Consider the following 25,621-nt stretch of genomic DNA (forward strand, 5'->3'; position numbering starts at 1 on the left):
TGGCGCCCGTCCCCGGGGCGACGACGCCGCCCGGCGCGCCACCGCGCCCCGGGGCCCTTCTCCGCCGGCCACGGGGGCCCGCTCCGCCCGCGTCCGCTCGACCGCGCCCGTCAGTCTGCGTCCGGGCAGGTCTTCGGTGCGTCCCGCGCGGGGCCGGGGGTCGATGTCATCCACCCGCGCCGGGGACGGCCCCCGGGTACTGTGCCCCCATGCGCAACCTCCTGAAGGACCACCGCCGGGTGCCGCCGTCCCGCAAGCCGCCCATCTACCTGATCTCGTGGGCGGGCTACCCGAACTTCGGGGATGAGCTGATCGCCGCCACCTGGGTCAACCACCTCGCGAAGGTCGCCCCCACCACGGACGTGTGGCTGGACGTGCGCGAGCCGGGGACCGTCACCAGCCTGCTGCGCGGCATCCACCCCCGCCTGCACGTGGTCAACACCGTGTTCCGGGCCATGCACGAGATCCACCACGGGCTGGAACGCTCCATGCGCAGCCTGGTTGCGGATCTCGGTTCCCCGAAGTACGACGCCGGCCTGCTCGCCCTGCGCGAGGCGGGCACCGTGCACCTGCTGGGCGGAGGGGTGCTGCACAGCGACTGGTCCGAGAACCTGAGAGTCGTGGAGGCGATGCGCACCGTGCGTGAGCTCACCGGGGCGCGGCTGTTCGCCACGGGGCAGGGGCTGATGCCCTACGCCGGGGACCCGCTCTCGGACCTCGACCACCTCAGCGTGCGGGACCGTCCCAGCGCCGAGGCCGCCGGGGTGCCCCTGGGCTACGACGACGCCTTCCTCCTGGCCGAGGACCCGCGCCACGCCCGCGCCCTCGGGCTGCTCGCCGGGCAGAAGGGGGACAGACCCGGCGCGCAGCAGGACGATCCGCCGCGCGAGGTGGTGGTGTGCGTGCAGTCGGACACCCTCGCCGAGGGCTCCTTCGAGATGATGCTGGACTTCGCCAGGGCCCAGCTGCAGCGGTGGGACCTGCCTCGCGACGCCGTGCGGTACCTGGAGGCCATCCCGGGTGACGACCACGAGGGGTACGACCGGCTGCGGGACGTGATCGCCCCGGACGGGTTCATCCCGTTCCAGGCCGCGTGGGACGGGGACTTCACTTTCGGGCCCCACCAGCTCTGGCTCACCACCCGTTTCCACCACCACCTCGTGGCTGCCCTGCACGGGGCCAGGGGCGTGGCCCTCAACGGCAAACCCGGCTACTACGACGTCAAGCACCAGTCCGTGGTGGAGGCCGGCTCCGGCTGGCCCGTGGTCCACGCCGCCCGGCAGTCCGAGCCCGTGGGGCTCGAGGAGCTGGCCCGGCCCACCGGCTTCGCCGAGGCCGTGCGCGCCAAGCGGGACGAGGCGGCACAGCTCTACGGGCGGTAGCCGCGGGGCGGCGGCACCGGGCGGGTGCCCGCCGCGGTGGACGACGTCGCCGTGGCGCCGTGCCCACGGCTCGCACGGCTCCCACGGCTCGCACGACTCGTGCGGGTCCGGGGAGCCGGTGCCCGCAGCGCACGACGTCGCGGGAGGGCGTGTGTCCGCCCCCGCGCCGCCGCACACGACCAGGGCCCCTCGGCATCCACACCGTGGATGCCGAGGGGCCCTGGCGGTCGAGGGGATCAGCGGTCCTGCCCGATCCCGCTCTCAGGTGCTACTTCTGCTGGTCGTAGCGGTAGAGGAAGGCGGCCATCTGGTCGCGCTTCACCGGCTGGTACGGACGGAAGGTGCCGTCGGACCAGCCCTTGGCGATGCCCTGGCTGCTCATCCAGGCGATCTCCTTGTAGAAGACGTGGTTGGTGGGCATGTCCTTGAAGGGAGAAGCCTTGGGAGCGGTGTACGCCGGGGATCCCGCCATCCGGTAGAAGAACGCGGCCATCTGGTCACGGTTGATCTGCTGGGTGGGGCGGAAGGTGCCGTCGGACCAGCCCTTGGTGATGCCCTGCTCACTCATCCAGGCGATCTCCTTGTAGAAGACGTGGCTGGTGGGCACGTCCTTGAAGGGAGACTTCGTGGGAGGGGTGTACTGGGGCGAGCCGGCCATCCGGTAGAGGAAGGCGGCCATCTGGTCGCGCTGCACGGCCTGGTTCGGACGGAAGGTGCCGTCCGCCCAGCCCTTGGTCACGCCCTTGTTGGCGAGCCACGAGATCTCGTTGTAGAACACGTGGTCCTTGGGGACGTCCTTGAACATCGGGTTTTGCGTCTCGGGCGGCACGGCGGCGGACTGGATGGTCTTCACCTCGGCCTTGGAGCCGTCCTCGCCCTTGCGGATGCCGGAGAGGTCCCCGGTGCCGTTGTGCATGTGCAGGAACAGCGCGTCACCCTTGACCTTGTCCGAGCTGCGGTGCGCGGTCAGCTTCTTGCCGGGCAGGTCCGTGAACAGCGACGCGTTGAACTTCTCGCCGGTGAAGGAGACCTTGGGGGACACCGGGTTGAACTGCACCGCATCGGAGCGGTCCACCGCACCGCTGACGTTCGCGGAGTAGGTGTTCACCTGGTAGGTGAGCTTGGTGTCCGCCTTGGCGGGGTCGATGCCCAGCTTGGCGGCGCTCACGGGCAGCACCACCGCGTTGGTGTCGAAGGTGTTGGTGTCGGTGTCACCCCAGGAGCCGTTGACCGGCTGGCTGTCGATGACCTTGAGCTCTCCGTTGACGTAGCCGTAGAGGTTCGCCAGCGGGTAGTCCAGCCCGTCCGTGCGGCCGAGGGCCGCGAAGAAGTCGGGGCGGCCGTCACCGGAGGTGTCGATCGGGATCTCCATCTCCACGTCGGGCTTGATGGTGGACGCGGTGCCCCAGCTGGAGATGCCGAAGTTGATCATGCCGTCCTTGGCCACGTCCCCCTTGTCAGCCTTGAGCTGGGGGATGTTGGAGGACGTGCCCACGTACTGCAGGTCGGCGAACTGGGAGTTGCCGCCGGCCAGCTTGGTGGAGTCCAGACGATCGGACTTCGCACCGAGCTCGAAGGCACCCACGGCCGACTTCCAGCCGCCCTTGTCCAGGCCGGTGCCGGTCAGCGAGACGGTGGAGTTGCCGTCCTTGTCCCACTGGTCCAGCTTGGCGTTGTCCACGCGCATGTCGGCCGCTGGCTTCGGGGCGATCGACATCGGAAGGCGCATGTCCTGGCCGGCCTCGGTGAGCACCAGGCGTCCGGACTCGCTGGCCAGGAACTGGCGGGCGCGGCCCAGCTGGGTCACGGCCTCCGAGGGGTCGTGGGTCTTCTCGAGCTGCGCGCGGTCCACGGTGGCGGTCACCTTCACGGTGGCCTTGCCGCCCTTGGCCACGGTGACCGAGCTCGGGGCGGAGATGCTCACACCGGGGACGTCGGTGGAGGCGTCGAAGCGCACCTTGTAGGTGTGCGCAGCGCCACCGGCGTTGTCCAGCACCAGCTCACGCGAGAAGGTCTGCTTGCCGTCCTTGATCTCGGTGACACCGAAGGTCGAGGAGACCAGCGTGGGATCCGCCTTGTCGTAGACCGTCACGTCCTGGTCCACGGCGCGGCGGGCGTCCACACGACCGGAGCCCACACGGTCCACCGCGGAGGTGGCGCCGTTCGCGGCGTGCACGTCGTGCACGGCCGAGTTCATGATGGCGGCCTTCACGTGCTGCGGATCGTAGTTCTGGTGCTTCTGCTGCACCAGGGCGGCGATGCCGGCCACGTGCGGGGTGGCCATCGAGGTGCCGGTCTTGATCGACACGCCGTTGCCCTGGGCCACACCGGCGGAGCCGATGTTCGTGCCGGGAGCGGCGACGTCCGGCTTGATCACGCCGTTGCTGCCGTGCTGGCCGCGGGAGGTGGAGTCGTTGACCTGGTCCTTGTTGCCGGTCTCCGCGCGTGCGGCACCGACCCACTCCGGAGCCAGCTTGATCTTCGCGCCGCCGGCCTGAACCGCGGGCTTGATCTTGTCCACGGACTTCTTGCCCATGAGCAGACCCGGGATCTTCGCGTTGCCCGCGATGGCCGAGGGGTCGACCGTGTAGTCGGACTCGAGGACCACACCCTTGCCACCGGCGGCGGCCACGTTGTCGAAGCGGACCTTGGAGCCGCACGGGAACGGTCCGTTGTCCTCCCAGTCGAGCATGACCCACTTGCCCGCGAAGTTCTGGGAGAAGGGGGAGCAGCCGAACTTGTTGTCGGCGGGTGCCGCCACCACGTCGCCCTGGAGGTCCTCGGGCTTGGCACCCTGGTAGTCGTAGCTGCCGCTGTAGGAGCCGGTCAGCTCACCCTTGGCGCTGTCCGGGGAGAGCCCCTCGGCCTTGTCCTGGACCGCGGTGCTGCCCTGGGAGTTGGCCACGGTGAGCGCGGAGCGCGCGCTGCCCGGGGAGCCGGAGATCTCGTGGGCGTCCCCGGCGTTGCCGGCGGCGATCACGGAGAGGATGCCCTGGCGGGACAGGGCGTCGATCACGTCGTTCTGGGGGTCGTCCGCGGGGCCGAAGTCGGAGCCGAGGGACATGTTGATGATGTCCGCCTTGTCCGAGAAGTCCCCGTCCATGTTGGGGTCGAGGGCCCGGTCCAGGGCCTCGAGCACCAGGTTGGTGGAACCCTCGCAGCCGAAGACGCGCAGGCCGATCAGCTGGGCGCCGGGCGCGGTGCCCGGGCCGATCTTCATCTTGAGGACCTGGTCCTTGGTCAGCTTGGTGTGGTCGCCCTTGAAGGTCTTGCCGTCCTCGCCCACGCCGTAGCCGCCGATGGTGCCGGCCACGTGGGTACCGTGCCCACCGGCCTCGCAGTCCAGCGGGTTGGTGTCCGGCTTGGGAACACTGGAAGCCACGCGGGCGTCGTAGGCGTCACCGGCGAGGTCGTAGCCGCCCAGGAACTTCTCGGGGTCGTACAGCCCGGAGTCCTTGGCCGGCATGTCGGTGGAGGCCTTGGCCTTCTTGTAGCCGTCCGTGGTGCCCGGACCGCCGAAGTCGGCGTGGGTGTAGTCCACGCCGGAGTCGATCACGGCAACCTTGACACCCTTGCCGGTCTCCTTGGTCTGGGTCCAGGAGTCGAGCGTGCCGGTGTCCACCACGGAGCCCGCGTTGTTGCGGTACTTGGGGACGATCTTGGAGATCTTCACGACGTCCGAGCGCTTGGCCAGCTGCCGCAGCTGCTCGGCATCGCCCTGGAGGGCCACGCCGCGCATCGCGTTGGCGGTGGAGTAGAGCACCTTGGAGTTGGACTCGGAGGCCATGGAGGAGCTGGCCGTCTTGACGGACTGGCGGATGGCCTGGACCTGCGCCGCTGCCTGCACGGGGGCCTGGGAGCCGGAGCGCACGCCCTTCGGCTGGGTGGCCTCGAAGGCGCTCGGGCCCTGCAGCTGCACGAACACAGCCACCTGGCCCTCGGCGCCCTTGAGCTCGGAGCTGATCAGGGCGTCGGGGTTCTGCGGGTTGACGTCGTCCGCCTTGGGAGCGGAGGGGACGTCGACGGCGCTGGCGGGCAGCGTCGTCCCCAGGGCCAGTGTCAGGCCGAGGGCTGTTGCCAGGCAGGTCTTGGCGGCTCTGCCACGACCAGCTCGTGTCTCATGGTTCATGTCGTGTCCTTTGACATTGGGGGATGCCGTGAGGTGCATCACAGTGACCCAAGAGTGCGTCCTGGTGCAGTGAAAAGCAAAAATTTCGTAAAAATCCCCTGTGTTACACCTGAAGAAGACCTGGGTACCCCGATCTCGGGCGCGTCCGGCGGGGTCCGGAGGGGGTGTGCCCCGGGTGCCGCCGAGCGCCGTCGGCCGCGCCGGGTAGACTTGGGGGCTGGTTCCTCCGGCCGTCTGGCCACACCCGGATAGAGAGTGCTTCCATGCCAGCAATCGTGATCGTCGGCGCCCAGTGGGGCGATGAAGGCAAGGGCAAGGCCACAGATCTGCTCGGCGGGCGCGTGGACTACGTGGTCAAGCCGAACGGCGGCAACAACGCCGGGCACACCGTGGTGGTGGGCGGCGAGAAGTTCGAGCTCAAGCTCCTTCCCGCGGGCATCCTGAGCCCCAACGCCACCTCAGTGATCGGCAACGGCGTGGTCATCAACCCGCAGGCGCTCTTCGAGGAGATCGACGGTCTCGAGGCCCGCGGGGCGGACACCTCGCACCTGCGGATCTCGGCGAACGCGCACCTGGTGGCCCCGTACCACCAGACCCTGGACCAGGTCAGCGAGCGGTTCCTGGGCAAGCGCGCCATCGGCACCACCGGCCGCGGCATCGGCCCCACGTACATGGACAAGGTGGGGCGCCTGGGCATCCGGGTGCAGGACGTCCTGGACGAGTCCATCCTGCGGCAGAAGATCGAGGGCGCCCTGCGGCAGAAGAACGAGCTGCTGGTCAAGCTCTACAACCGCCGCGCCTTCGAGGTGGACGAGATCGTGGAGTACTTCATGGGCTTCGCGGACCGCCTCGCGCCCATGATCGTGGACTCCACCCGACTGCTGAACGAGGCCCTGGACCGCGACGAGGTGGTGCTCATGGAGGGCGGTCAGGCCACCTACCTGGACGTGGACCACGGCACCTACCCGTTCGTGACCTCCTCCAACCCCACCGCCGGCGGTGCCTCCGTGGGCTCCGGTGTGGGCCCCACGCGCATCACCCGGGTGATCGGCATCCAGAAGGCGTACACCACCCGCGTGGGTGCCGGGCCGTTCCCCACGGAGCTCTTCGACGAGATGGGGGAGCGGCTGCGCACCACGGGCGGCGAGTTCGGCGTCAACACGGGCCGTCCGCGCCGCACCGGCTGGTACGACGCCGTCATGGCCCGCCAGGCGGCGCGGATCAACGGCTTCACGGACCTGTTCATCACCAAGCTGGACGTGCTCACCGGGCTGTCCGAGATCCCCGTGTGCGTGGCCTACGAGGTGGACGGGCAGCGCTTCGACGAGATGCCCATGACCCAGTCCGACTTCCACCACGCGGTGCCGGTCTACGAGAACTTCCCCGGGTGGACCGAGGACATCACCGGCGCGCGGTCGCTCGAGGACCTGCCGAAGAACGCCCAGGACTACGTCCACGCGCTCGAGGCCATGTCCGGCTGCCGGATCTCCGCGGTCGGCGTGGGCCCGGACCGGGACGACACCATCGTGGTGCGGGACCTCATCGCCGACTGACTCCCCCCAGGGCACCAACGGCGCCGCCCCGCTCTCCCAGGGAGAGCGGGGCGGCGCCGTTGGTGCTGGGACTCAGTGGTGAGCCGGTGCCACGTCCGCGGTGCGCAGGTCCGCGGGCTTGTCCTTGGTCACCAGCTTGTGGCCGAGCCACAGGGCCAGGAACACGGGCAGGCCCAGGTAGGAGGACAGCAGGCTCAGGGGGTTGACGTCCCCGGAGGTGAAGATGCTGTACCCCTGGCCCACGATCACGATCGCGCACATGATCAGCGCCACGATGGGCCCGATGGGGAAGAACCGCGCCCGGTAGGTGAGGTCCTTGGGGTCCCCGCCCTGCAGCACGTAGGCCCGGCGGAAGCGGTAGTGGCTCCACGCGATGCCCATCCACACGATGAAGCCGGCCAGACCGGAGGCGTTGATGAGCCACACGTACGCCTCGCCCTCGCCGATCAGCGTGGTGAGGAAGCAGAACATGCCGATCAGCGTGGTGGCCAGCAGGGCGTACATGGGCACGCCACGGCGGTCGACCTTGGCGAGGAACCGGGGTGCCTTGCCGCTGCGGGCCAGCGCGTAGAGCATGCGCGTGGAGGCATACAGGCCGGAGTTGCCCGCGGAGAGGATGGCCGTGAGGATCACGGCGTTCATCACGGAAGCGGCGGCAAGCACTCCCGCGTGCTCGAACACCAGGGTGAACGGGGAGATGGACACGTCCGAGACGTCGCTCGCGAGCAGGTGCGGGTCCGTGTAGGGGATCAGGAAACCGATCACGGTGATGGCGCCGATGTAGAACAGCAGGATGCGCAGGAACACGGTGCGGATGGCCTTGGGGACCGTCTCGCCCGGGTTCTCCGCCTCGCCCGCGGCCACACCCACCAGCTCGGTGCCCTGGAAGGAGAAGCCGGCGACCATGAAGATGGCCATGATGCCGGTGAAGCCGTTGACGAACGGCGCCTCGCCCGCGGTCCAGTTGTGGAAGCCGGGGGAGGGTCCGCCCAGAATCCCCAGGATCATGAGCACACCCAGGACCAGGAAGATCAGCACGGTGATCACCTTGATCAGGGAGAACCAGAACTCGCCCTCGCCGTACGCCCGGGCGCTGAGTGCGTTGAGCGTGAACAGGATGGCCAGGAAGGCCGCGGACCAGATCCAGGCGGGAACGTCCGGGAACCAGTACCTCATCACCAGGGCGGCGGCCACGAGCTCCGCGGCCACGGTGATCGCCCAGTTGTACCAGTAGTTCCAGCCGATCGCGAAGCCGAAGGAGCGGCTGATGTACCGGGTGGAGTACTCCTCGAAGGAGCCTGCCACCGGCAGGTGGGTGGCCATCTCGCCCAGGGACTGCATGAGCAGGAACACCATCAGGCCGATCGCGGCGTACGCCATGAGGGCGCCACCGGGTCCGGCGGTGTTGATGGAGTTGCCCGAGGCCACGAACAGCCCGGTGCCGATCGCACCGCCCATGGCGATCATCGTCAGGTGGCGGGATTTCAGCGAGCGCTGCAGCGTCCCCTCGCCGGGTTCCTCCTGACCGGGTGGCCGGGGATCGGAGTGGTGGGCGGCGCCCTGTGCGGGCGGCGTGGCGGCCGCCCCGGCGTGGCCTCCACCGGACGTTGTTGAAGACACTGGGTCCTCCCAGGGATTGTTGGTCCGGTGCCGAGCAGAAGTGCTGCGGCTGAACGCCATTATGCGGTGCGTGCCGGGTGAACGGGTCGTTCCCACGCCAGGGTCCGCCGAAATGGTGACAACTGCTCAGAAACGCAGGATGGCGGTGATCCCCAGCGCCCCCAACAGTACGCACGATCCCGCGGTTACGAGCACGGCCGGCGTGTCCGGGGTGATGCGTTCCCCGCTGATGCCCGCCGCGGAGCGCCGGTAGCGTATGCGCTGGGTGACATAGATCCCGGTGGCCAGCCCGAGTGCCACGGTCACCAGGCTCAGCACGAAGCCGCCGTGGCTCGGCAGCCACCGCAGGTGCAGTGCCGCCGCGGTGCACAGCGCCAGCATGGTGCGTCCCCAGGAGAGCACGGTCCGCTCGGGCTGCAGCCCGGGATCCGGGTGGGGGCACGCCGGGGCGGGGGAGGTCATCGCGTGAGCACGACCGTCACGAGCACGCCGGACGCAACGGCACCGCCGAGTGCCACGAGCGGGGCGATGAGCGGCAGGGGCAGGGGAGTTCCGTGGCGCATGGCGCGCTCCACGTTGAGCCACCGCACGGCCGAGCCCGCGCTCAGGAGCATGCCCAGCAGCAGCAGGACGATGGCCAGCACCTTGCGCACGGCCGGGTCGAAGAGGGCCCCGGTGAAGGCCTCCACCGCGATCCCGCCGGCCAGGAACGCCAGGGACGTGCGGATCCAGGCGAGGAAGGTTCTCTCGTTGGCCAGGGTGAAGCGCGGATCGGGTTCGCCGCCGCCGCGCAGCAGGCGCCGTCCCCACGGTTCACGACGCCGCTCGTCCGGCTCTTCGTGGTGGCTCACGGTCCTCCTCGGGTGCTGGTCCCTCGATGGTATGCCGCGCGGAGCACGGGTGAGGACCACGGGCGGGGGTTCCTTGTTCCCGGGCGGGGCCTGGGAGAGGATGGTTGCACCCGCACACCGCGACCGCACGGAGGACACACCTTGAGCTCGAACCAGCAGCCCACCGGGAACGATCGAGCAGCCCAGGGTGCGTACCACCCCGGCCCGGACTCCGGGTCAGGCCCGTTCCGTGACTCCCACGGGGTGCACGTGGCCCCCAACCAGTACCAGCCCTATGCCCAGCCCGCCGGGCGCTGGGAGTACGTTCCCGGCAGCCCCGAGGACGCGCAGCGCTATGCACAGGCCACGAGCAGCACCGACACCTCCCTGGTCCTCGGCATCCTCTCCGTGACCGTCCTGCCCCTGCTCGCGCCGTTTGCGCTGTGGCAGGCGAGCAAGGCCGAGAAGCTCGGCGGCCGCGCCACCGCGGGCAAGGTCCTGGGCTGGGTGGGCGTGGTCATGCTGGCCCTCGGGATCCTCTGGCTCGTGTTCATCCTGGTGATGTGGGGGGCGCTCGTCACCCAGATGCCGGGCGTGGCGGACTCCTCGGTCTGACGTTCCAGGGCGGAGCACTGGGCGGGCTCGCAGCACCGCCGCGCACACCCTGTCACTTGGCGCCCACCCGTGAGGTGCCCCGCCTCTCGCCCAGACGGTTCGGTGGGGCACCGCGGGCAGGCTCCACGGGCCCGTGACGACGACGGCCGGTCCCCTCGAGCGCGAGGGAACCGGCCGTCGTCGTACCCGGGGAGCGGGTCACCAGATGGTGACGCGCTCCTCCTGCGGCAGCCACATGCCGTCACCCTCCGAGACGTCGAACGCCTCGTAGAAGGCGTCCACGTTGCGCGGGGTCTGCCCGGCGCGGAACTCCGCGGGGGAGTGCGGGTCCGTGGCGATCCGCGTGCGCAGCGCCTCGTCCCGGGACTTCTCCTGCCACACGTAGCCCCACGAGATGAACAGCCGCTGCGCGGGGGTGTAGCCGTCGATGCTCTCCGTGTCCGGCGTGGGCATCTTCTCCTGCGCGCGCTTCCATGCCTTGTAGGCGATGGACAGCCCGCCCAGGTCACCGATGTTCTCGCCCAGGGTGAGCTCGCCGTTGACGTGCGGTGCGGCGTCGTCGTCCCCGAACTGGGCGGGCACGAGCGCCGCGTACTGGCCCACCAGACGGGACGTGCGCTCCTCGAAGGCGGCGCGGTCCTCGTCCGTCCACCAGTTGCGCAGCCTGCCCTCGCCGTCGCACGTGGAGCCCTTGTCGTCGAAGCCGTGGCCGATCTCGTGGCCGATCACGGAGCCGATGCCGCCGTAGTTCACGGCGTCGTCCGCGGTCTCGTCGAAGAACGGGGGCTGCAGGATGGCCGCGGGGAACACGATCTCGTTGCGCAGCGGGTGGTAGTAGGCGTTGACCGTCTGCGGGGTCATGAGCCACTCGTGCTTCTCCACGGGCTGCCCGGCCTTGCGCGCGAGCTCGTCCACCGCGAACTGGGTGGTGCGCACCACGTTGCCCACGAGGTCGTCACCGCGGATCTCGAGGGCGGAGTAGTCCTTCCACTTCTCCGGGAAGCCGATCTTGGGCGTGAAGCCGGAGAGCTTCTTGAGGGCTTCGGCGCGCGTGCCCTCGGTCATCCAGTCCAGCTGCTCGATGGAGTCCCGGTACGCGTCCAGCAGGTTGGCCACCAGCTCGTCCATGCGGGCCTTGGCCGTGGGAGAGAAGTGCTCCGCCACGTACAGCTTGCCCACGGCCTCGCCCAGTGCTCCGTTCACCAGCCCCACGCCGCGCTTCCACCGCTCGCGCAGCTGCGGGGTCCCGGAGAGCACCGTTCCGTAGAACGCGAAGTTCTCGGCGACGAACGCCTCCGAGAGGTACGCGGCGCGCGAGGAGACCACGTGCCAGCGGGCCCAGGACTTCCAGGCCCCCAGCTCGTCCGGCGTGAGGAGCTCGTCCAGGCCCGCGAAGAAGCTCGGCTGCGCGTTGACCACGGTGGCCAGGTGCTCCGGCGTGAGACCCATGCCCTCGAGCACGGCGTTCCAGTCGAGGTCCTGCGTCTGGCCGGCGAGTTCCTCGAAGCTCATGGGGTTGTACATCTTGGTGAGGTCCCGCACCGTGACCTTGTCCCAGTGGTGGGAGGCGATGCGTGTCTCCAGGTCCACGACCGCGCGTGCCTGCCGTGCGGCGTCGTCGAACCCGGCGAGCTCGAGCATCGTCTGGACGTGCGCCGCGTACTGCTCGCGGATCTGCGCGTACTGCTCCTCGCGGTAGTACTCCTCGTCCGGCAGACCCAGCCCGGACTGGCCCACGAACACGAGGTTGCGCTGCGGGTCCCCGGGGTCCGAGTCGAGGTCGATGTCCAGTGCCGCGCCGATGCCCCGCCGCATGGCCGTGCCGAACCAGCGGGACAGCGCCTGCGGCGAGTCGATCGCGGCCACGGCGTCCAGGTCCTCGCGCAGTGGCTCGGCGCCGAGCTCCTCGATGCGCTCGGTGTCCATGAACGAGCGGTACAGCAGCGCGATCTTGGTCTCCGCGCTCTGCTCCACCGCCGACGCCGCCTGCTCACCGTCCGCGCTCGCGCCCGTGATGATCTCGCGCACCGCCTGCTCGGCCTGGTCCCGCAGCTCCACGAAGGCACCGGTGCTGGCCTTGTCGTCGGGGATCTGCGCGGTGCGCAACCACGTGCCGTTGACGTGGCGGAAGAGATCGTCCTGGGGACGGACCGAGCGGTCGAAGGCGTCGAGGTCGAACACGGAAGTCGTCATGCCCACACGCTAACCACCCGCGCGGTGCGGCTCCACGGGTGGCGGGTCGAATCTGCGGACGGCTAAACCCGTCCGGCAGGCCCGCAGCGTGTCCGGAACCGGGGAGTCCGGGCCGCTGCATGCCAAGATGCCAGCAGGGACGGACACGGAACAGGGGAAGGACACGGGATGGGCGCGGTGCTCGCGGGTGTGGTGTCCGTGGTGGGCCTCGGGCTGGTCATGGGGTTCTCACCCACCATCTACGCCCTGGTGCTGCGGATCCTCACGCGCCGCCCCCACCCGTCGCGCTCCGTGCACCGGCTGACCCTGGGCATGGTGCTGGGGACCACGCTGCTGCTGATCGTCTTCCGCTCCGTGGACCCGCAGACCATCACCGCCCTGGTCGAGGACCGCACCAAGGAGCTGCTGGTGCGGCGCGGGGTGGACCTCACCGCGGGCATCCTCCTGCTGGTCCTCGCGGGTGTGGAGTTCCGCCGCTGGTGCACGCGGGCGCGACCGCAGCGGCGTCGGCCGCGCAGGCCCAAGACGGACTCCGTGCGGCACATGACCACCCTGGGCTTCGTCAACACGGTGGTGGGCGTGAGCGGGCCGGCCACCATGTACATCGCGGGTCGCCTCATCACCGGGCTCAGCCACCACCTGGCGGTCCAGGCGGCGTACTACGCCCTGTTCCTCGCGGCGGTGGTGGGGCCGTACTGGCTCCTCACGTGGGTGTGGGAACGGGTCCCCGCGCTCGCCGGTCACGTGGAGCGCCTCACCCGGTGGGTGGCCGCGCAGGACCCCCGCCCCGTGCTGGCATGGGGACTCACGGCAGCCGGTGCGGTGTTCCTCGTGCTGGGGGTCACCGGCTGAACCAGGATGAAGTGCAGGTATTGCCGCTCAGAGGGTGAGATGTGGCAAAAACTGCACTTTTTCCTGGGGACGGTTGCTGTGGAGGGCCTCACCGCGCCGGCCGGGACGGGGCTGGTCAGGCCTCCGCGGGCTCCGCGTCCGAGATCTTCTCCCCGCGGCGCTCGGCCATGAGCAGCTCCCACGTGCGGACCAGGCGGGGGAGCGAGATGATCGCGAGCCCGCCCAGCATGTTGAACGGGATGACCCACGCGAACCAGCCGAGCCAGTCCAGGTAGGAGTAGTCCCACCCGGCGTGCATGGCTCCGAAGATCACGATCGAGTTCAGCGCTCCGTGGAGCATGCCGAGGCCCACCACCAGGAAACCGCCGATCAGGGAGATCACGGCGGTCATCATGTCGCTGTTCGTGCCCTGCTGCATGCGGGTCATCAGGGTGATGGTGGACCCGGCCAGCAGTGCGAGGCACACGGTCTCCGTGCCGAAGCCGTCCGAGACGTACCCGGTGGCCACCTCCACGAGCGTGGCGGAGAAGTCCGGGAACGCGGCAACCACCACCCACATGAACGCCCACCCGCCCACCAGGTTGGTCACCAGGATCACGACCCACAGCCGCAGCAGTGTCCACCAGGTGCCGTGCCCGGCCACCACCGCGTTGATGGGCAGCAGGAAGTCCTCCGTGAACAGCTCGGAGTGGGCCAGGCGCAGGGCCAGCAGCCCGATGCCGAACGCCGTTCCCGCCAGCAGTTTGGAGCCGGTGGCATCCATGACGGCGAGCATGGCCATGATGCCGAGACCCACGTCGATCCCGCCGAACAGCCCGGTGACCACCAGTGCCCGCCACGTGCGGTGCAACCGGTCCGTGCCCTCCTGGACGGTGTTCTTGAACCCCTCGACCAGCTCGTCCTCGAGGGGCTGGTCCGTGCGCCCCGAGGAACGCCGTGCGGTCTCACTGTCTCGGGTGGCGGCCATGGAGTTCACCGTAGGACACGGCAGCCACCCCGGGGCGTGCCCGCACCGCCGCACACGGTGTGCATTGGCGGAGCAAACGCAGTATGGGCGCCGGATTTCTGCACTAACGGAGCACATGCACCGGGCGTCCAGGGATGCCCGGGCCTGCTCCAGAGGTGCCCGGGCCTGCTCCGGGGACGTTTCGGGGGTGGCCCGCACTCAGCCCTTGCCGGTGAACTCCGGCTTGCGCTTCTCCTGGAAAGCCTTGAAGCCCTCGCGGTAGTCGGCAGTGGCGCACAGGGCGGTCTGCGCGGCGTTCTCCGCGGCCATGGACTCCCACAGCCCGATCCGCTGGTCCCGGATCTGTGCCACGAGCTCCTTGGACGCCACGAACGCCTGCGTGGCCCCGTCGGCGGCACGGCGCACCCGCGTGAGCGTGAAGTCCATGAGCTCCTCCGCGGGCACCGCGCGGGAGAACAGACCGGACGCCACGGCCTCCGCGCCGCTCATGAGCTCGGCGGTGTAGATGAGGTCCAGCGTGCGGTGGGCCCCCAGTCGCTCGGTGAACAGCGCGTGCCCGCCGGAGTCCAGCGTGGCCCCGAGATTCGCGAAGGGGGACCCGATCTTGGCGTTCTCCGCCACGTAGACCACGTCCGTGGCGATCGCCAGGCCCAGCCCCACACCCAGGCACGCCCCCTGCACCGCCGCGAACGTGGGCGCGGGGAACGCGGACATCCGCTGCAGCAGGGGTTGCAGGGTGCCGGTGAGGTAGCCCTCGGTGTCGTCCGTGGCCGGATCCACCCCGGAGATGTCCCGGCCCGCGCAGAAGCCCCGGCCCTCACCCGTGAGCAGCAGCGCCCGCACACCGGCCGCCTCCGCCTCGGTGTAGGCATCCGTCAGCCCGCGCAGCGCGGAGACGTCCAGCGAGTTCATCTTCTGGGGTGCGTTGAGCACCACGTGGGCAATCTCGTCCTCGATGGTCAGGTCGATCACGGTGTTCTCCTCGGGGTTGGGGTCTCGGCGGGGTGCGGTGGGCGCTGGCTGACAGGGCGGCGTCGTTCCGGCTCAGCAGGCCCGCGCACCGACACCGCATGGCAGCCGCATACGCGCCGCGTCCGCACGGTGCGCGCACCACGCGAGCGGGCAGGTACGGCGACGACGCCGCCCGGGTGCCGGTGCGGCGTCGTCGTCAGAGGGGTGGGTCAGGCGTCGAAGTCCACGGCGAGCTCGTCCGAGGTGGGGCGGGTCTGGCACGTGAGCACGTAGCCGGCGTCCACCTCGTCCTTCTCGAGCGCGAAGTTCTCCTCCATCTCGAACTCGCCCCTGGTGACCTTGGCGCGGCACGTGCCGCAGACGCCGCCGGCGCACGCGAAGGGGACGTCCGGGCGCACGCGCAGTGCGGCGTTGAGCACGGTCTCCGCGGCGGACTTGGGGGACTCCACCTGGGCTGAGGTGCCGTCCAGGTTGAAGACGATCGTGTAGTTCTCGCCCTTGGGGTCGGCCACGACGGGGCGGCCCTGCTGGCCCTGGGGTGCGGTGGGCTTGCCCGTGGTGAACAGCTCGAAGCGCACGCGGGACTCGTCCACGCCGCGCTCCTTGAGGACGTCCCGGCACAGCTGCACGAGCTCGAACGGGCCGCACAGGAACCACTCGTCCGCGGAGTCCACCTGGATCACGCGGTCCAGCAGCTCCTCGAGCTTGTCGTGGTCGATCCGCCCGGACATCAGCGGCGAGATCCGCTGCTCTCGGGACAGCACGTGGTGCACGGCCAGGCGTGCGGGGTACTTGTCCTTGAGGTCGCCCAGCTCCTCGGCGAACATCACGTCCATGGAGGAGCGGTTCGCGTAGATCACGTCCATCTGGGCGGTGTCCGATGCGCGCAGCAGGGCGCGGGCGATCGCCATGATGGGGGTGATCCCGGAACCGGCGGCGAAGGCGACCAGGTGCACGTTGCGCTTCTTGGCCACCTCCTTCTCCGCGAGCTTCTCGGGGTCGTTCATGGAGGTGATGTTGACCTTGGAGGTGAACGCGCCCTGCGGGTTCATCACGTCCAGGGTGTCCCCGGCGGCCAGCTGCTCGTTGGCCCACGTGGAGAACACGCCGCCCATGTCCTTCTTGATGGCCACGCGGATCTCACCGGGGGTGGGATCGGCGCAGATGGAGTAGGACCGGCGCACCTCGTGGCCGTTGATCTGCGCGCGGATGGCCACGTACTGACCCGGGAGGTAGTCGTAGTCCGCCACGAGGTCCTCGGGCACGTCGAACGTGACCTCCACGGAGTCGGAGGTCAGCTTGCGCACCTCGGAGACCGTGAGGGTGTTGAACACGGCACGGCGCCTGCCGCCGCCCGCGCTGGCCTCGGTGGCGTCCTCCAGCGTGGAGGTGTCCGCGGTTTCGCTCATGATCAGTGCACCTTGAAGTAGTCGAAGGGTTCTTTGCAGTCGTCGCAGACCCACAGGGCCTTGCAGGACGTGGACCCGAAGCGGGTCATCTCGTGGGTGCGCAGGGACTCGCAGCGCGGGCACTTCACGGCCAGGCTCAGCCGCACGGGCCCGGAGTTGTGACCGGCGGCGGTGCGCCCGGTGGGAGGCGCGATGCCGTACTCGTTGAGCTTGGCGCGGCCCTCGGCGGACATCCAGTCCGTGGTCCACGCCGGGCGCAGCACCTGCACCACGCGCACGTTCTCGTAGCCGGCGGCCGTCACGGCCGCCTCGAGGTCCGCGGCCATGGTGTCCATGGCGGGGCACCCGGAGTAGGTGGGGGTGATCACCACCACCGTCTCGTCCTGCCCGGCCACGGCGTCCCGCAGCACCCCGAGGTCCTCGAGCGTGAGCACGGGGATCTCCGGGTCGCACACGGTGGCGGCGACGTCCCACAGGGCGGCGTCGGCCGGGTCGTCCGGGCGCTGCGAGGGCCCCAGGGGGACCTCACGGGGTGCCACGCCACCGGTGGGCGGCAGGGAACGGGGCGGAACGCGGGAGAACACGGAACTCACCACGTGGCGCCGGGATGCTGGCGGGCGAGCCACTGCATCTCGGCGAGGATGTACCCGCGGTACTCGGAATACGCGCCGTCACGGGGCTCCGCGGAGAGCCGGGCCTGGGCCACGTTGGGGACCTCGAGCTCGGCCTCGGCCAGCAGCGCGGTCACGCGGTCCATGGTCCGCTCGCGCAGCGTGGAGGGGCGCACGGCCACGCCCTCGAGCTCGTCGTGCAGCGGCTCGTCCGCGAACAGCTCGTCCAGGTAGGGCCACATGTAGTAGAGCCCGTCCTGGATGCGCCGCTTGGACTCCTCGGTGCCGAGGCCCAGGCGCAGGATCCACTGGGCCGCGTGGTCCTGGTGGTACTCCACCTCCTTGAGGGCCTTGTCGGCGATCGCTGCAAGGGTCTGGTCCGTGGAGGACTGCAGCGCGGAGTAGAGCTCGTACTGGTAGAAGGAGAACAGCAGCTGACGCGCGATGGTCTGGCCGAAGTCCCCGTTCTCCTGCTCCACGAGGCGCACGGAGCGGAACTCCTCCTCGTTGCGGAAGTACGCGAGCTCGTCCTCGGTCTTGCCCCATGCGGAGCCCGCGTAGGTCAGCAGGAACCGGGCGTGGCCGATGAGGTCCAGCGCGATGTTGCCCAGCGCGATGTCCTCCTCGAGCTCGGGTGCCCGCGAGATCCACCAGCCCAGACGCTGGGACAGCATCAGGGCGTCGTCGCCGAGCCGCAGCGCGTACTGGGCCACGGCCTCGGGGGCCCTTCCGCCGGTCTCCGCGATGTCCTCGGCGGTGATGGCGACGCCCGCGGACTGCTTGGTGGCGGAGTCGTGGGAGGCGAACGCGCTCACAGGTGCTTCACCCCTTCGCTCTTGGTGTAGTACGTGGCGTGGCGGTAGCTCTTGCCCTGCGCGGACTCGAAGTAGCCGCCCTTGGAATCCGGGTCCGAGGCGGTGATGGCGTCCGCGGGGACCACCCACACGCTCGTGCCCTCGTTGCGCCGGGTGTAGAGGTCACGCGCGTTGCGCACTGCCATGGTGGCGTCCGGGGCGTGCAGCGAGCCCGCGTGCACGTGGGACAGCCCGCGCGAGGAGCGCACGAAGACCTCCCACAGGGGCCAGTTGCCGTTCTGGTTCTCGCTCATGCTCACGCTCCGATCAGCTCGGCGGAGCCGCGGCCCGCCATGACGGTGAAGTCCTCGTTCGCGTCCTCCTGGGACGACGACGTCGCAGCCTCCGCGGCCTCGCGCGCCTGTCGCTGGGCGTAGGCCTCGGCGGCCTCGCGCACCCACGCGCCGTTGGCGTGCGCCTCGCGGCGGCGCTTCATGCGCTGGACGTTGCAAGGCCCGGAGCCCTTGATCACGGACATGAACTCGTTCCAGTCCAGCTGGCCGTAGTCGTAGTGCCCGCGCTCCTCGTTCCACTTCAGGTCCGGGTCCGGCAGGGTCAGGCCCAGGGCCTCGGCCTGCGGGACGATCATGTCCACGAAGCGCTGGCGCAGCTCGTCGTTGGAGAAGCGCTTGATGTTCCACTCCATGGACTGCTGGGAGTTGGGGGAGTCGGCGTCCGGGGGGCCGAACATCTGCAGGGCGGGGCCGTAGAAGCGGTTCACGGCGTCCTGCGCCATCTGCTTCTGGGCCTCGGTGCCGTGGGAGAGCTCGTAGAGGATCTCCCAGCCCTGGCGCTGGTGGAAGGACTCCTCCTTGCAGATGCGCACCATCGCGCGGCCGTAGGGGCCGTAGGAGGCACGGCACAGCGGGACCTGGTTGCAGATCGCGGCGCCGTCCACGAGCCAGCCGATCGCACCCATGTCGGCCCACGTGCGGGCCGGGTAGTTGAAGATCGAGGAGTACTTGGCCTTGCCGCTGAGCAGCTGCTCGTTGAGCACGGAGCGGGGAGTGCCCAGGGTCTCCGCGGCGGAGTAGAGGTACAGCCCGTGGCCGGCCTCGTCCTGGACCTTGGCCATCAGCACGGCCTTGCGCTTGAGGCTCGGGGCGCGGGTGATCCAGTTGGCCTCCGGCTGCATGCCGATGATCTCGGAGTGCGCGTGCTGGGAGACCTGGCGGGTCAGGCTCTTCCGGTAGGCCTTGGGCATCCAGTCGCGGGGCTCCACGCGGGAGTCCTCGCTGAGGAGGTGGTCGAAGTGCTGCTGCTCGGCGGTGGTCGCCTGGTCCGCAGTGGTGGTCTGCTCAGTCATGGTGTGTCCTCGGTTCACGGGTGAGATGGGAGCGGAGGATGAACTCTGTACGCTGCCGACGATAATAACTGACCGCTCGTTCAGAATATAGACCCCCAGCGTGGCCGTCAACACATTTTCCGCCCCCGGTCAGGGGGTGCGTCAACGGTGACGGCGCTGCAACGGAGCGGGGACTGGTTGACACACGTCACAATTCGCGGTTGTCTACTGACCGATCGTTCTGAAAATCGGAAGGAGCTCCCCGGTGCCACATCATCCGGTGCTCACGGGGGATCGAGCCTCCGAGTGGCTGGGCATCACCGTGCAGCGTGCTGACCCCGGGCACTGCGTGATCTCCATGCTCGTGCGCGACGAGATGCTCAACGGCTTCGGGATCGCCCACGGCGGCATGATCTTCGCCCTGGCCGACTCCTGCTTCGCCATGACCTGCAACGACCCCGACCCCGACGGCACCTCCATGACGGTGGCGCAGGGCGTGGACATCAACTTCCTCAGCTCCGCACAGCCCGGTCAGACCCTGGTGGCGGAGGGCCGCCAGATCGCCACCACCGGACGCAGCGGCCTGTGCGACATCACCGTCACCACCCAGGAAGGGGACGTGATCGCCCAGTTCCGCGGCCGCAGCCGCACCGTGCCCCTTCGCCAGAAAGCGTGAATCCCATGACGTCGTGCTCCGCCCCCAACCCGTACCGGCCCGAGGCCTCGCAGGATCCGACCCAGCCGGATCCCGAGGAGCTGATGAGCCGGGACCAGATCGAGGCCCTGCAGACCGAGCGGCTGAACTGGACCCTGCACTACGCGTACGAGAACGTCCCCGCGTACAAGGAGCTCTTCGACGAGCACGGCGTGCACCCGGACGACTTCCGCGAGCTGGAGGACCTGGCCAAGTTCCCGTACACGGACAAGGAGTTCCTGCGGAAGGCCTACCCGTTCAAGTCCTTCGCCACGCCGATGTCCGAGATCCGCCGGATCCACGCGTCGTCGGGCACCACAGGCCAGCCCACCGTGGTGGCCTACACCGAGGACGACCTGCTCACCTGGGGCTCCCTGGTGGCCCGCTGCTTCCGGATGTCCGGGATCAAGCCGGGGGACAAGGTGCACAACGCGTACGGCTACGGCCTGTTCACCGGTGGCCTGGGCGCCCACTACGGCGCGGAGCGCTTGGGCTGCGCCGTGATCCCGATGTCCGGCGGACAGACCGAGAAGCAGGTGCAGCTGATCCGGGACTTCGAGCCCGAGGCCATTCTCTCCACGCCCACCTACCTGCTCACCATTGCGGACGGGTTCCGCAAGCTGGGCTTCGACCCGCGGGAGACGTCCCTCAAGCACGCTGTTCTGGGTGCGGAGCCGTGGACCGAGGAGATGCGCCACGAGATCGAGAAGACCTTCGACATCACCGCGTGCGACATCTACGGGCTGTCCGAGGTCATGGGCCCCGGCGTGGCCGGCGAGTCCTTCGAGACCAAGGACGGCTCGCACATCTGGGAGGACCACTTCCGCCCGGAGATCATCGACCCGTTCGACGACACCGTGCTGCCCACGGGCCGCCCCGGAGAGCTGGTGTTCACGGCCCTGACCAAGCAGGCGCTGCCGATCATCCGCTACCGCACCCACGACCTCACCCGTCTGCTCCCGGGCACCGCGCGTCCCGGGCACCGCCGCATGGGCCGCATCACGGGCCGCTCGGACGACATGATCATCCTGCGCGGCGTGAACCTCTTCCCGTCCCAGATCGAGGAGCTCGCGCTGAAGATCCCGGCGCTGTCCCCGCACTTCACGCTGGAGATCACCCGGCCGAACCGCATGGACCAGATGACCATCCACATCGAGCGCCGCGAGGACGCCACGGTGGAGGAGGCCCAGGAGGCCGGGCGCGCGCTGCAGCACGAGATCAAGACCAAGATCGGTTCCAGCGCGGCCATCGACATCGCGGAGCCCGGCACCCTGGAGCGTTCCTCGGGCAAGCTGCGCCGCGTGTACGACCGCCGCGACAAGTAGCCCGCGCGGTGCCGCCGGTCGTCCGCGGGGCGGGTGCCGGGTGACGAGCCGGTAATCTGAACATCCCGTCCCCCGGAAGATCGAGGCCCACGCCCATGTCCCCCGAGCGCACCGCCACCGCCGACGACGCCGCTGCCGCACCCCGGCGCGGCCGTCCCGGCTACGACCGCGAGACCCTGCTGTCCGTGTGCGTGGACGTGTTCAACCGCTACGGCTACGACGCCACGTCCATGGGGATGCTGTCCAAGCACCTGGGGATCTCCAAGTCCGCGATCTACCACCACGTGGAGTCCAAGGAGGAGATCCTGGGGCAGGCCCTGGACCGTGCCCTGGACGCCCTCGAGGCGGTGTTCGCGGAGGTCCTGGCGAGCGACAGCGGTCCCGTGGTCAAGCTCGAACGGATCCTGGACGGCTCCGTGCGGGTGCTCGTGGCGCAGATGCCCTACGTGACGCTGCTGCTGCGGCTGCGCGGGAACTCGGAGGTCGAGGAGGCGGCGCTGCAGCGGCGTCGTACCCTGACCCGCAACCTGGAGGACCTGGTGCGTGAGGCCCAGGAACTGGGCGAGCTGCGCTCGGACATCTCCGGGAAGTCCGCGCCGCGGCTGATGCTGGGGATGGTCAACTCGATCGTGGACTGGTACCAGCCCGGGCGCTCCGGCACGGTGGACCAGCTGGCCGCAACCGTGGTGACCATGGTCTTCGCGGGTCTGCGGGCGTAGTCCGCGCTCCCACCGAGGGCAGGCGCCCGCACCCGCCTAGGGTGAGCTCATGGACATCTCCCGTTTCCGAGATATCGACTCCGCGGCACTGATCCGGCTGTACGACGCCGTGGGGTGGAGCTCCTACACGCGGCGCCCCGAGGACTTCGGGCCCATGATCCGCAACGCGTGGCTGGTCATCTCCGCCTGGGACGCGGGGGAGCTGGTGGGCCTGGTCCGGGTCGTCGGCGATGGAGTGACGGTTGCCTACATCCAGGACCTTCTGGTGCACCCGACCCACCAGCGCCAGGGCATCGGACGCGCGCTGCTCACCGAGGTGCTGGCCGAGACGCCCCACATCCGCCAGGTCTACATCACCACGGACGACGCCGCTGGGAACAGCCACGTGGTTGCGCTCTACCGCTCCCTGGGCTTCCGCCCCACCCCGGACCTGGGCTGCACCACGCTCGCGATCATGCGCTGAGCGGGCCCGCCCGCCAGGAAGGCTGCCCGGCAGTGCACGCGCGGCGGCCGTCGGCACACGCTGAGGCCCCGCGACGCGTCGTCGCGGGGCCTCAGCGTTCAGGTGCGGTCCGGTGTGTCAGCGGAACCCGCGCTGGGGCTCAGGCCTCCCGCACGGGCCACTGCTTGGCCACCAGGGTGAGGACGTCGTAGGTGGCCACGATCTCGTCCTTCTGGTTGGTCAGGCGGGCGTCCCACGCCACTTCGCCGTACTCGTCCGTGACGCGCGGGGTGATCTTCTTGGCGGTCAGGGTCACGCGGATGGCGTCGTCGTAGGTCACCGGGGTGATGAAGCGCAGGTTCTCCAGTCCGTAGTTGGCGAGCACGGGCCCCGGGGCGGGCTCCACGAAGAGCCCCGCGGCCCAGGAGACCAGCAGGTAGCCGTGGGCCACGCGGCGCGGGAAGAACGGGTTGGCCGTGGCGGCCTCCTCGTCCGTGTGCGCGTAGAAGGTGTCCCCGGTCTTGTCCGCGAACTCCAGGATGTCGTCGAGCTTCACGGTGCGCAGGTCCGAGACGAACTGGTCCCCGATCCGCAGGGTCTCCAGGGACTTGCGGAAGGGGTGCTCGCCCGTGCCGTTCTCCACGTCCTCGCGGGTCACGGTGTTGGCGGTGGCACCCCAGTGCCACTGACCGGTGATGCCGGTGAGCAGGTCCGGGGAGCCCTGCACGGCGGTGCGCTGCATGTAGTGCTTCACGGCGCGCACGCCGCCCAGCTCCTCGCCGCCGCCGGCACGGCCGGGTCCGCCGTGCACCAGGTGGGGCACGGGCGAGCCGTGACCGGTGGAGGTCTTGGCATCGTCGCGGTCCAGGAACAGCACGCGCCCGTGGTGGGCGCCGATCCCGGACGCGAACTGCGCGGCGAGCTCGGGGGAGTGGGTGCACACGGTGGCCACCAGGGAACCGCCGCCCAGGGCGGCGATCTCCACGGCGTCCGCCACGTCACCCGAGTAGCCGAGCACGGAGGTGACCGGGCCGAACGCCTCGACCTCGTGCACGGCGGGGGTGCGGGCGTCGTCGAACGAGAGCAGGGTGACGGGGAAGAACGCGCCGTCCTGGGGCACGGAGGACAGCTCCTCGGGCCCGCCCAGCTCCACCGTGGCTCCGGCGTCGATCAGGGTGCGCACGGAGCGCAGCACCTCGGAGGCCTGGTCCTCGGACGCGAGCGGGCCCACGGTGGTGGCGGGGTCCCGGGGATCGCCCACCACGCCGCGTTGCGCGACGCGCTCCTTCAGGGCCGCGACCACGGCCGGCTTGATCTCCTGCGGGACGATCACGCGGCGGACGGCCGTGCACTTCTGACCGGCCTTGGCGGTGATCTCCAGGACCACGGACTTCACGAACGCCTCGAACTCGGGGGAGTCCTCGGTGACGTCCGGGGCCATGATGGCGGCGTTGAGGGAGTCGGTCTCCGCGGTGAAGCGCACGCCCTTCTCCTGCACATGGCTGTGCGCGCGCAGGGACCGGGCGGTGGCGGCGGAACCGGTGAACGCCACGTGGTCCCGGGCGTCCAGGTGGTCCAGCAGGTCCCGGGCGGAGCCGGAAATGAGCTGCAGGGAACCCTCCGGCAGCAGCCCGGAGTCCAGCATGAGCCGCACGCACGCCTCGGTCACGTACCCGGTGGGGGTCGCGGGCTTCACAATGGTGGGCACCCCGGCGATGAACGCGGGCGCGAACTTCTCGAGCATGCCCCACACGGGGAAGTTGAACGCGTTGATCTGCACGGCCACGCCGGGCAGCCGGGTGTAGATGTGCTCGCCCAGGAACGAGCCGTCCCGGGAGAGCTGCTCCACGGCGCCGTCCACGATCACGTTCGCGTTGGGCAGCTCGCGGCGCCCCTTGGAGGAGAACGTGAACAGCGTGCCGATGCCGCCGTCGATGTCGATCAGGTGGTCCTTGGCCGTGGCACCCGTGGCGTAGGAGATCTCGTACAGCTCCTCCTTGTGCTCCCCGAGGTACTGGGCCAGCTGCTTGAGGATCAGCGCGCGGTCGTGGATGCGCAGCTGCCCGAGCGAGGCCTGCCCCACGGTGCGCGCGTACTCCACGGCCCCGGCGGTGTCGATCCCGTCCGTGCTCACGCGCGCCACGAGCTCGCCGGTGGTGGCATTGCACACGTCTGCGACCCTCTGCGGGTCCTCCGGGCGCCACCAGGCACCCTTCACGAAGCTGGGCAGGATCTGCGGCTGCGGGGTGTCGATTGCCTGGTTCTGGGTGCTCACGCGGGGTCCTCCGGACTGTCGCGGCCGTTAGCCGAACGATCGGTCAGTATTGCCCCCAGGATAACCTAGGTCACACAGGCACACCATGGCCGTCACCCGGGTTGACCGCTCACGACGCCGCTCGGCGGCCTTTCCTGCGCAACGCACCCGGGCGGCGTCGTGGGCCCGGTGGGCCCGTGACGACGCGGAGGCCAGCAACGGCAGAGGCCGATGACGACAGCGACTCGACAAGGACGAGAGACGCGGAACGAAGGAGCAGATATGCACGAGGATCCCACCCCCGCGGACGCACGCGTGGAGAACGAGCCGCGCGCGGCGTCGTCGGACGAGCAGAAGGGCAGGGCGTTCGACCCCTGGAACATCGAGCTGGGCGAGCTGGACCGGAAGATGGGCGTGGAGGTGGAGGAGCAGTCCGCCGAGCGGATCGTGGCCACCATGCCCGTGGCGGGAAACCGGCAGTCCCTGGGGCTGCTGCACGGCGGGGCGTCCGTGGCGCTCGGGGAGATGCTGGGCTCGTGGGCCGCGGTGATCCACGGCTCCACCATGGGCAAGGTGGCCGTGGGCGTGGACATCAACGCCACCCACCACGCCTCCGCCACGAGCGGGCGGGTGCGCGGCGTGGCCACCGCCATCCGGCTGGGCCGCACCATGACCAGCCACGAGGTGGTCATCACGCACATCGACACCGGCCGCCGGCTGTGCACGGTGCGGATCACCAACTTCCTCAAGGACGCGCCGAGCTCCTGAGACCGGGCACACGTCAAGCGCCCCGGCGCCGCAGGGTTGCGGTGCCGGGGCGCTTGGTCGTCCGCGGGAGGGCTGAGGAGCCCCTCGGAGCGGACGAGGTGAACGCGGGGGCCGGGGTGCGAAGTCAAAGGCCCCAATGACCGTGCT

The 25,621-nt window shown here is 69.8% G+C and carries 22 protein-coding genes; 9 read left to right on the top strand and 13 right to left on the bottom strand.

Features of this window, described 5'->3' with window-relative positions; translation table 11 throughout:
- Positions 1–209: 209 nt before the first annotated feature.
- Positions 210–1,382 carry a polysaccharide pyruvyl transferase family protein gene (locus KRH_RS00965; RefSeq protein ID WP_012397274.1) on the top strand — a complete coding sequence of 391 codons (1,173 nt, stop codon included), beginning with the start codon at positions 210–212 and terminating at the stop codon, positions 1,380–1,382.
- A gap of 268 nt (positions 1,383–1,650) precedes the next feature.
- On the opposite strand, the gene KRH_RS00970 is transcribed toward KRH_RS00965, so the two are convergent.
- A complete protein-coding gene (locus KRH_RS00970; RefSeq protein ID WP_012397275.1) occupies positions 1,651–5,511 on the bottom strand; it encodes a S8 family serine peptidase in 3,861 nt (1,286 codons plus the stop codon).
- A 263-nt stretch (positions 5,512–5,774) separates the two neighbouring features.
- Here KRH_RS00970 and KRH_RS00975 point away from each other — a divergent pair, with 263 nt between their 5' ends.
- Entirely contained in the window at positions 5,775–7,064 is a 1,290-nt protein-coding gene (locus tag KRH_RS00975) for an adenylosuccinate synthase (protein ID WP_012397276.1), read from the top strand.
- A gap of 72 nt (positions 7,065–7,136) precedes the next feature.
- Here KRH_RS00975 and KRH_RS00980 read toward each other — a convergent pair whose 3' ends face one another.
- From KRH_RS00980 to KRH_RS00990, 3 genes are all read right to left on the bottom strand, one after another.
- On the bottom strand, positions 7,137–8,531 hold the full coding sequence (locus KRH_RS00980; protein ID WP_226905961.1) for an amino acid permease: 1,395 nt from the start codon (positions 8,529–8,531) through the stop codon (positions 7,137–7,139).
- A 279-nt stretch (positions 8,532–8,810) separates the two neighbouring features.
- Complete coding sequence (locus KRH_RS00985; RefSeq protein WP_012397278.1) at positions 8,811–9,146, bottom strand: DUF202 domain-containing protein; 336 nt, start codon at positions 9,144–9,146, stop codon at positions 8,811–8,813.
- Positions 9,143–9,535 carry a YidH family protein gene (locus tag KRH_RS00990; protein WP_012397279.1) on the bottom strand — a complete coding sequence of 131 codons (393 nt, stop codon included), beginning with the start codon at positions 9,533–9,535 and terminating at the stop codon, positions 9,143–9,145. Before KRH_RS00990 ends, KRH_RS00985 begins: the two co-directional genes overlap by 4 nt.
- A 141-nt stretch (positions 9,536–9,676) precedes the next feature.
- Here KRH_RS00990 and KRH_RS00995 point away from each other — a divergent pair, with 141 nt between their 5' ends.
- A complete protein-coding gene (locus tag KRH_RS00995; RefSeq protein ID WP_012397280.1) occupies positions 9,677–10,129 on the top strand; it encodes a DUF4190 domain-containing protein in 453 nt (150 codons plus the stop codon).
- 198 nt (positions 10,130–10,327) lie between these two features.
- Here KRH_RS00995 and KRH_RS01000 read toward each other — a convergent pair whose 3' ends face one another.
- Positions 10,328–12,322 carry a M13 family metallopeptidase gene (locus KRH_RS01000; RefSeq protein ID WP_041297255.1) on the bottom strand — a complete coding sequence of 665 codons (1,995 nt, stop codon included), beginning with the start codon at positions 12,320–12,322 and terminating at the stop codon, positions 10,328–10,330.
- 168 nt (positions 12,323–12,490) lie between these two features.
- Here KRH_RS01000 and KRH_RS01005 point away from each other — a divergent pair, with 168 nt between their 5' ends.
- Positions 12,491–13,174, top strand: a complete 684-nt coding sequence (locus tag KRH_RS01005; RefSeq protein WP_012397282.1) for a GAP family protein — start codon at positions 12,491–12,493, stop codon at positions 13,172–13,174.
- Positions 13,175–13,289: 115 nt separating this feature from the next.
- Here the strand turns inward: KRH_RS01005 and KRH_RS01010 are convergent, their stop codons facing one another.
- The 7 genes from KRH_RS01010 to paaA form a co-directional block, all read right to left on the bottom strand.
- Positions 13,290–14,141: a formate/nitrite transporter family protein gene (locus KRH_RS01010; protein WP_041297256.1), complete on the bottom strand. Its 852-nt coding sequence runs from the start codon at positions 14,139–14,141 to the stop codon at positions 13,290–13,292.
- 198 nt (positions 14,142–14,339) lie between these two features.
- The gene (locus tag KRH_RS01015) at positions 14,340–15,113 is read right to left on the bottom strand and encodes an enoyl-CoA hydratase/isomerase family protein (RefSeq protein ID WP_012397284.1); all 774 of its coding nucleotides are present in this window, start codon (positions 15,111–15,113) and stop codon (positions 14,340–14,342) included.
- A 209-nt stretch (positions 15,114–15,322) separates the two neighbouring features.
- Entirely contained in the window at positions 15,323–16,522 is a 1,200-nt protein-coding gene (gene paaE, locus KRH_RS01020) for a 1,2-phenylacetyl-CoA epoxidase subunit PaaE (protein ID WP_012397285.1), read from the bottom strand.
- 2 nt (positions 16,523–16,524) lie between these two features.
- On the bottom strand, positions 16,525–17,061 hold the full coding sequence (paaD, locus tag KRH_RS01025) for a 1,2-phenylacetyl-CoA epoxidase subunit PaaD (RefSeq protein ID WP_012397286.1): 537 nt from the start codon (positions 17,059–17,061) through the stop codon (positions 16,525–16,527).
- Positions 17,062–17,111: 50 nt separating this feature from the next.
- Positions 17,112–17,948 (bottom strand): 1,2-phenylacetyl-CoA epoxidase subunit PaaC, encoded by an 837-nt coding sequence (paaC, locus tag KRH_RS01030; RefSeq protein ID WP_012397287.1) that lies wholly within the window; start codon positions 17,946–17,948, stop codon positions 17,112–17,114.
- A complete protein-coding gene (gene paaB, locus KRH_RS01035) occupies positions 17,945–18,241 on the bottom strand; it encodes a 1,2-phenylacetyl-CoA epoxidase subunit PaaB (protein ID WP_012397288.1) in 297 nt (98 codons plus the stop codon). Before paaB ends, paaC begins: the two co-directional genes overlap by 4 nt.
- A gap of 2 nt (positions 18,242–18,243) precedes the next feature.
- Positions 18,244–19,293, bottom strand: coding sequence for a 1,2-phenylacetyl-CoA epoxidase subunit PaaA (gene paaA / locus KRH_RS01040; RefSeq protein ID WP_041297257.1), 1,050 nt, complete (start codon positions 19,291–19,293; stop codon positions 18,244–18,246).
- A 244-nt stretch (positions 19,294–19,537) separates the two neighbouring features.
- Between paaA and KRH_RS01045 the strand changes: the two genes are divergently transcribed.
- The 4 genes from KRH_RS01045 to KRH_RS01060 all read left to right on the top strand — a co-directional run bounded on the left by KRH_RS01045 (position 19,538) and on the right by KRH_RS01060 (position 22,473).
- A complete protein-coding gene (locus KRH_RS01045; protein WP_012397290.1) occupies positions 19,538–19,948 on the top strand; it encodes a hotdog fold thioesterase in 411 nt (136 codons plus the stop codon).
- A 5-nt stretch (positions 19,949–19,953) separates the two neighbouring features.
- Positions 19,954–21,291, top strand: coding sequence for an AMP-binding protein (locus KRH_RS01050; protein WP_172599356.1), 1,338 nt, complete (start codon positions 19,954–19,956; stop codon positions 21,289–21,291).
- A 95-nt stretch (positions 21,292–21,386) separates the two neighbouring features.
- Entirely contained in the window at positions 21,387–22,010 is a 624-nt protein-coding gene (locus KRH_RS01055; protein WP_012397292.1) for a TetR/AcrR family transcriptional regulator, read from the top strand.
- Positions 22,011–22,059: 49 nt separating this feature from the next.
- Positions 22,060–22,473, top strand: coding sequence for a GNAT family N-acetyltransferase (locus tag KRH_RS01060; protein ID WP_012397293.1), 414 nt, complete (start codon positions 22,060–22,062; stop codon positions 22,471–22,473).
- 139 nt (positions 22,474–22,612) lie between these two features.
- Here the strand turns inward: KRH_RS01060 and paaZ are convergent, their stop codons facing one another.
- Positions 22,613–24,727, bottom strand: a complete 2,115-nt coding sequence (paaZ, locus tag KRH_RS01065; RefSeq protein WP_012397294.1) for a phenylacetic acid degradation bifunctional protein PaaZ — start codon at positions 24,725–24,727, stop codon at positions 22,613–22,615.
- 261 nt (positions 24,728–24,988) lie between these two features.
- On the opposite strand from paaZ, the gene KRH_RS01070 reads away from it, so the two are divergent.
- The gene (locus KRH_RS01070) at positions 24,989–25,474 is read left to right on the top strand and encodes a hotdog fold thioesterase (RefSeq protein ID WP_197524573.1); all 486 of its coding nucleotides are present in this window, start codon (positions 24,989–24,991) and stop codon (positions 25,472–25,474) included.
- The last annotated feature ends 147 nt before the right edge of the window (positions 25,475–25,621 follow it).

This window comes from Kocuria rhizophila DC2201, from assembly GCF_000010285.1.
Lineage (GTDB): Bacteria > Actinomycetota > Actinomycetes > Actinomycetales > Micrococcaceae > Kocuria > Kocuria rhizophila_A.

Coding starts and splice junctions, on each gene's coding strand:
- KRH_RS00965 (WP_012397274.1), top strand. CDS start 210: ATGCGCAACCTCCTGAAGGACCACCGCCGGGTGCCGCCGTCCCGCAAG.
- KRH_RS00970 (WP_012397275.1), bottom strand. CDS start 5,511: ATGAACCATGAGACACGAGCTGGTCGTGGCAGAGCCGCCAAGACCTGC.
- KRH_RS00975 (WP_012397276.1), top strand. CDS start 5,775: ATGCCAGCAATCGTGATCGTCGGCGCCCAGTGGGGCGATGAAGGCAAG.
- KRH_RS00980 (WP_226905961.1), bottom strand. CDS start 8,531: ATGATCGCCATGGGCGGTGCGATCGGCACCGGGCTGTTCGTGGCCTCG.
- KRH_RS00985 (WP_012397278.1), bottom strand. CDS start 9,146: ATGACCTCCCCCGCCCCGGCGTGCCCCCACCCGGATCCCGGGCTGCAG.
- KRH_RS01000 (WP_041297255.1), bottom strand. CDS start 12,322: ATGACGACTTCCGTGTTCGACCTCGACGCCTTCGACCGCTCGGTCCGT.
- KRH_RS01005 (WP_012397282.1), top strand. CDS start 12,491: ATGGGCGCGGTGCTCGCGGGTGTGGTGTCCGTGGTGGGCCTCGGGCTG.
- KRH_RS01010 (WP_041297256.1), bottom strand. CDS start 14,141: ATGGCCGCCACCCGAGACAGTGAGACCGCACGGCGTTCCTCGGGGCGC.
- paaE (WP_012397285.1), bottom strand. CDS start 16,522: ATGAGCGAAACCGCGGACACCTCCACGCTGGAGGACGCCACCGAGGCC.
- paaB (WP_012397288.1), bottom strand. CDS start 18,241: ATGAGCGAGAACCAGAACGGCAACTGGCCCCTGTGGGAGGTCTTCGTG.
- paaA (WP_041297257.1), bottom strand. CDS start 19,293: ATGACTGAGCAGACCACCACTGCGGACCAGGCGACCACCGCCGAGCAG.
- KRH_RS01050 (WP_172599356.1), top strand. CDS start 19,954: ATGACGTCGTGCTCCGCCCCCAACCCGTACCGGCCCGAGGCCTCGCAG.
- KRH_RS01055 (WP_012397292.1), top strand. CDS start 21,387: ATGTCCCCCGAGCGCACCGCCACCGCCGACGACGCCGCTGCCGCACCC.
- KRH_RS01060 (WP_012397293.1), top strand. CDS start 22,060: ATGGACATCTCCCGTTTCCGAGATATCGACTCCGCGGCACTGATCCGG.
- KRH_RS01070 (WP_197524573.1), top strand. CDS start 24,989: ATGCACGAGGATCCCACCCCCGCGGACGCACGCGTGGAGAACGAGCCG.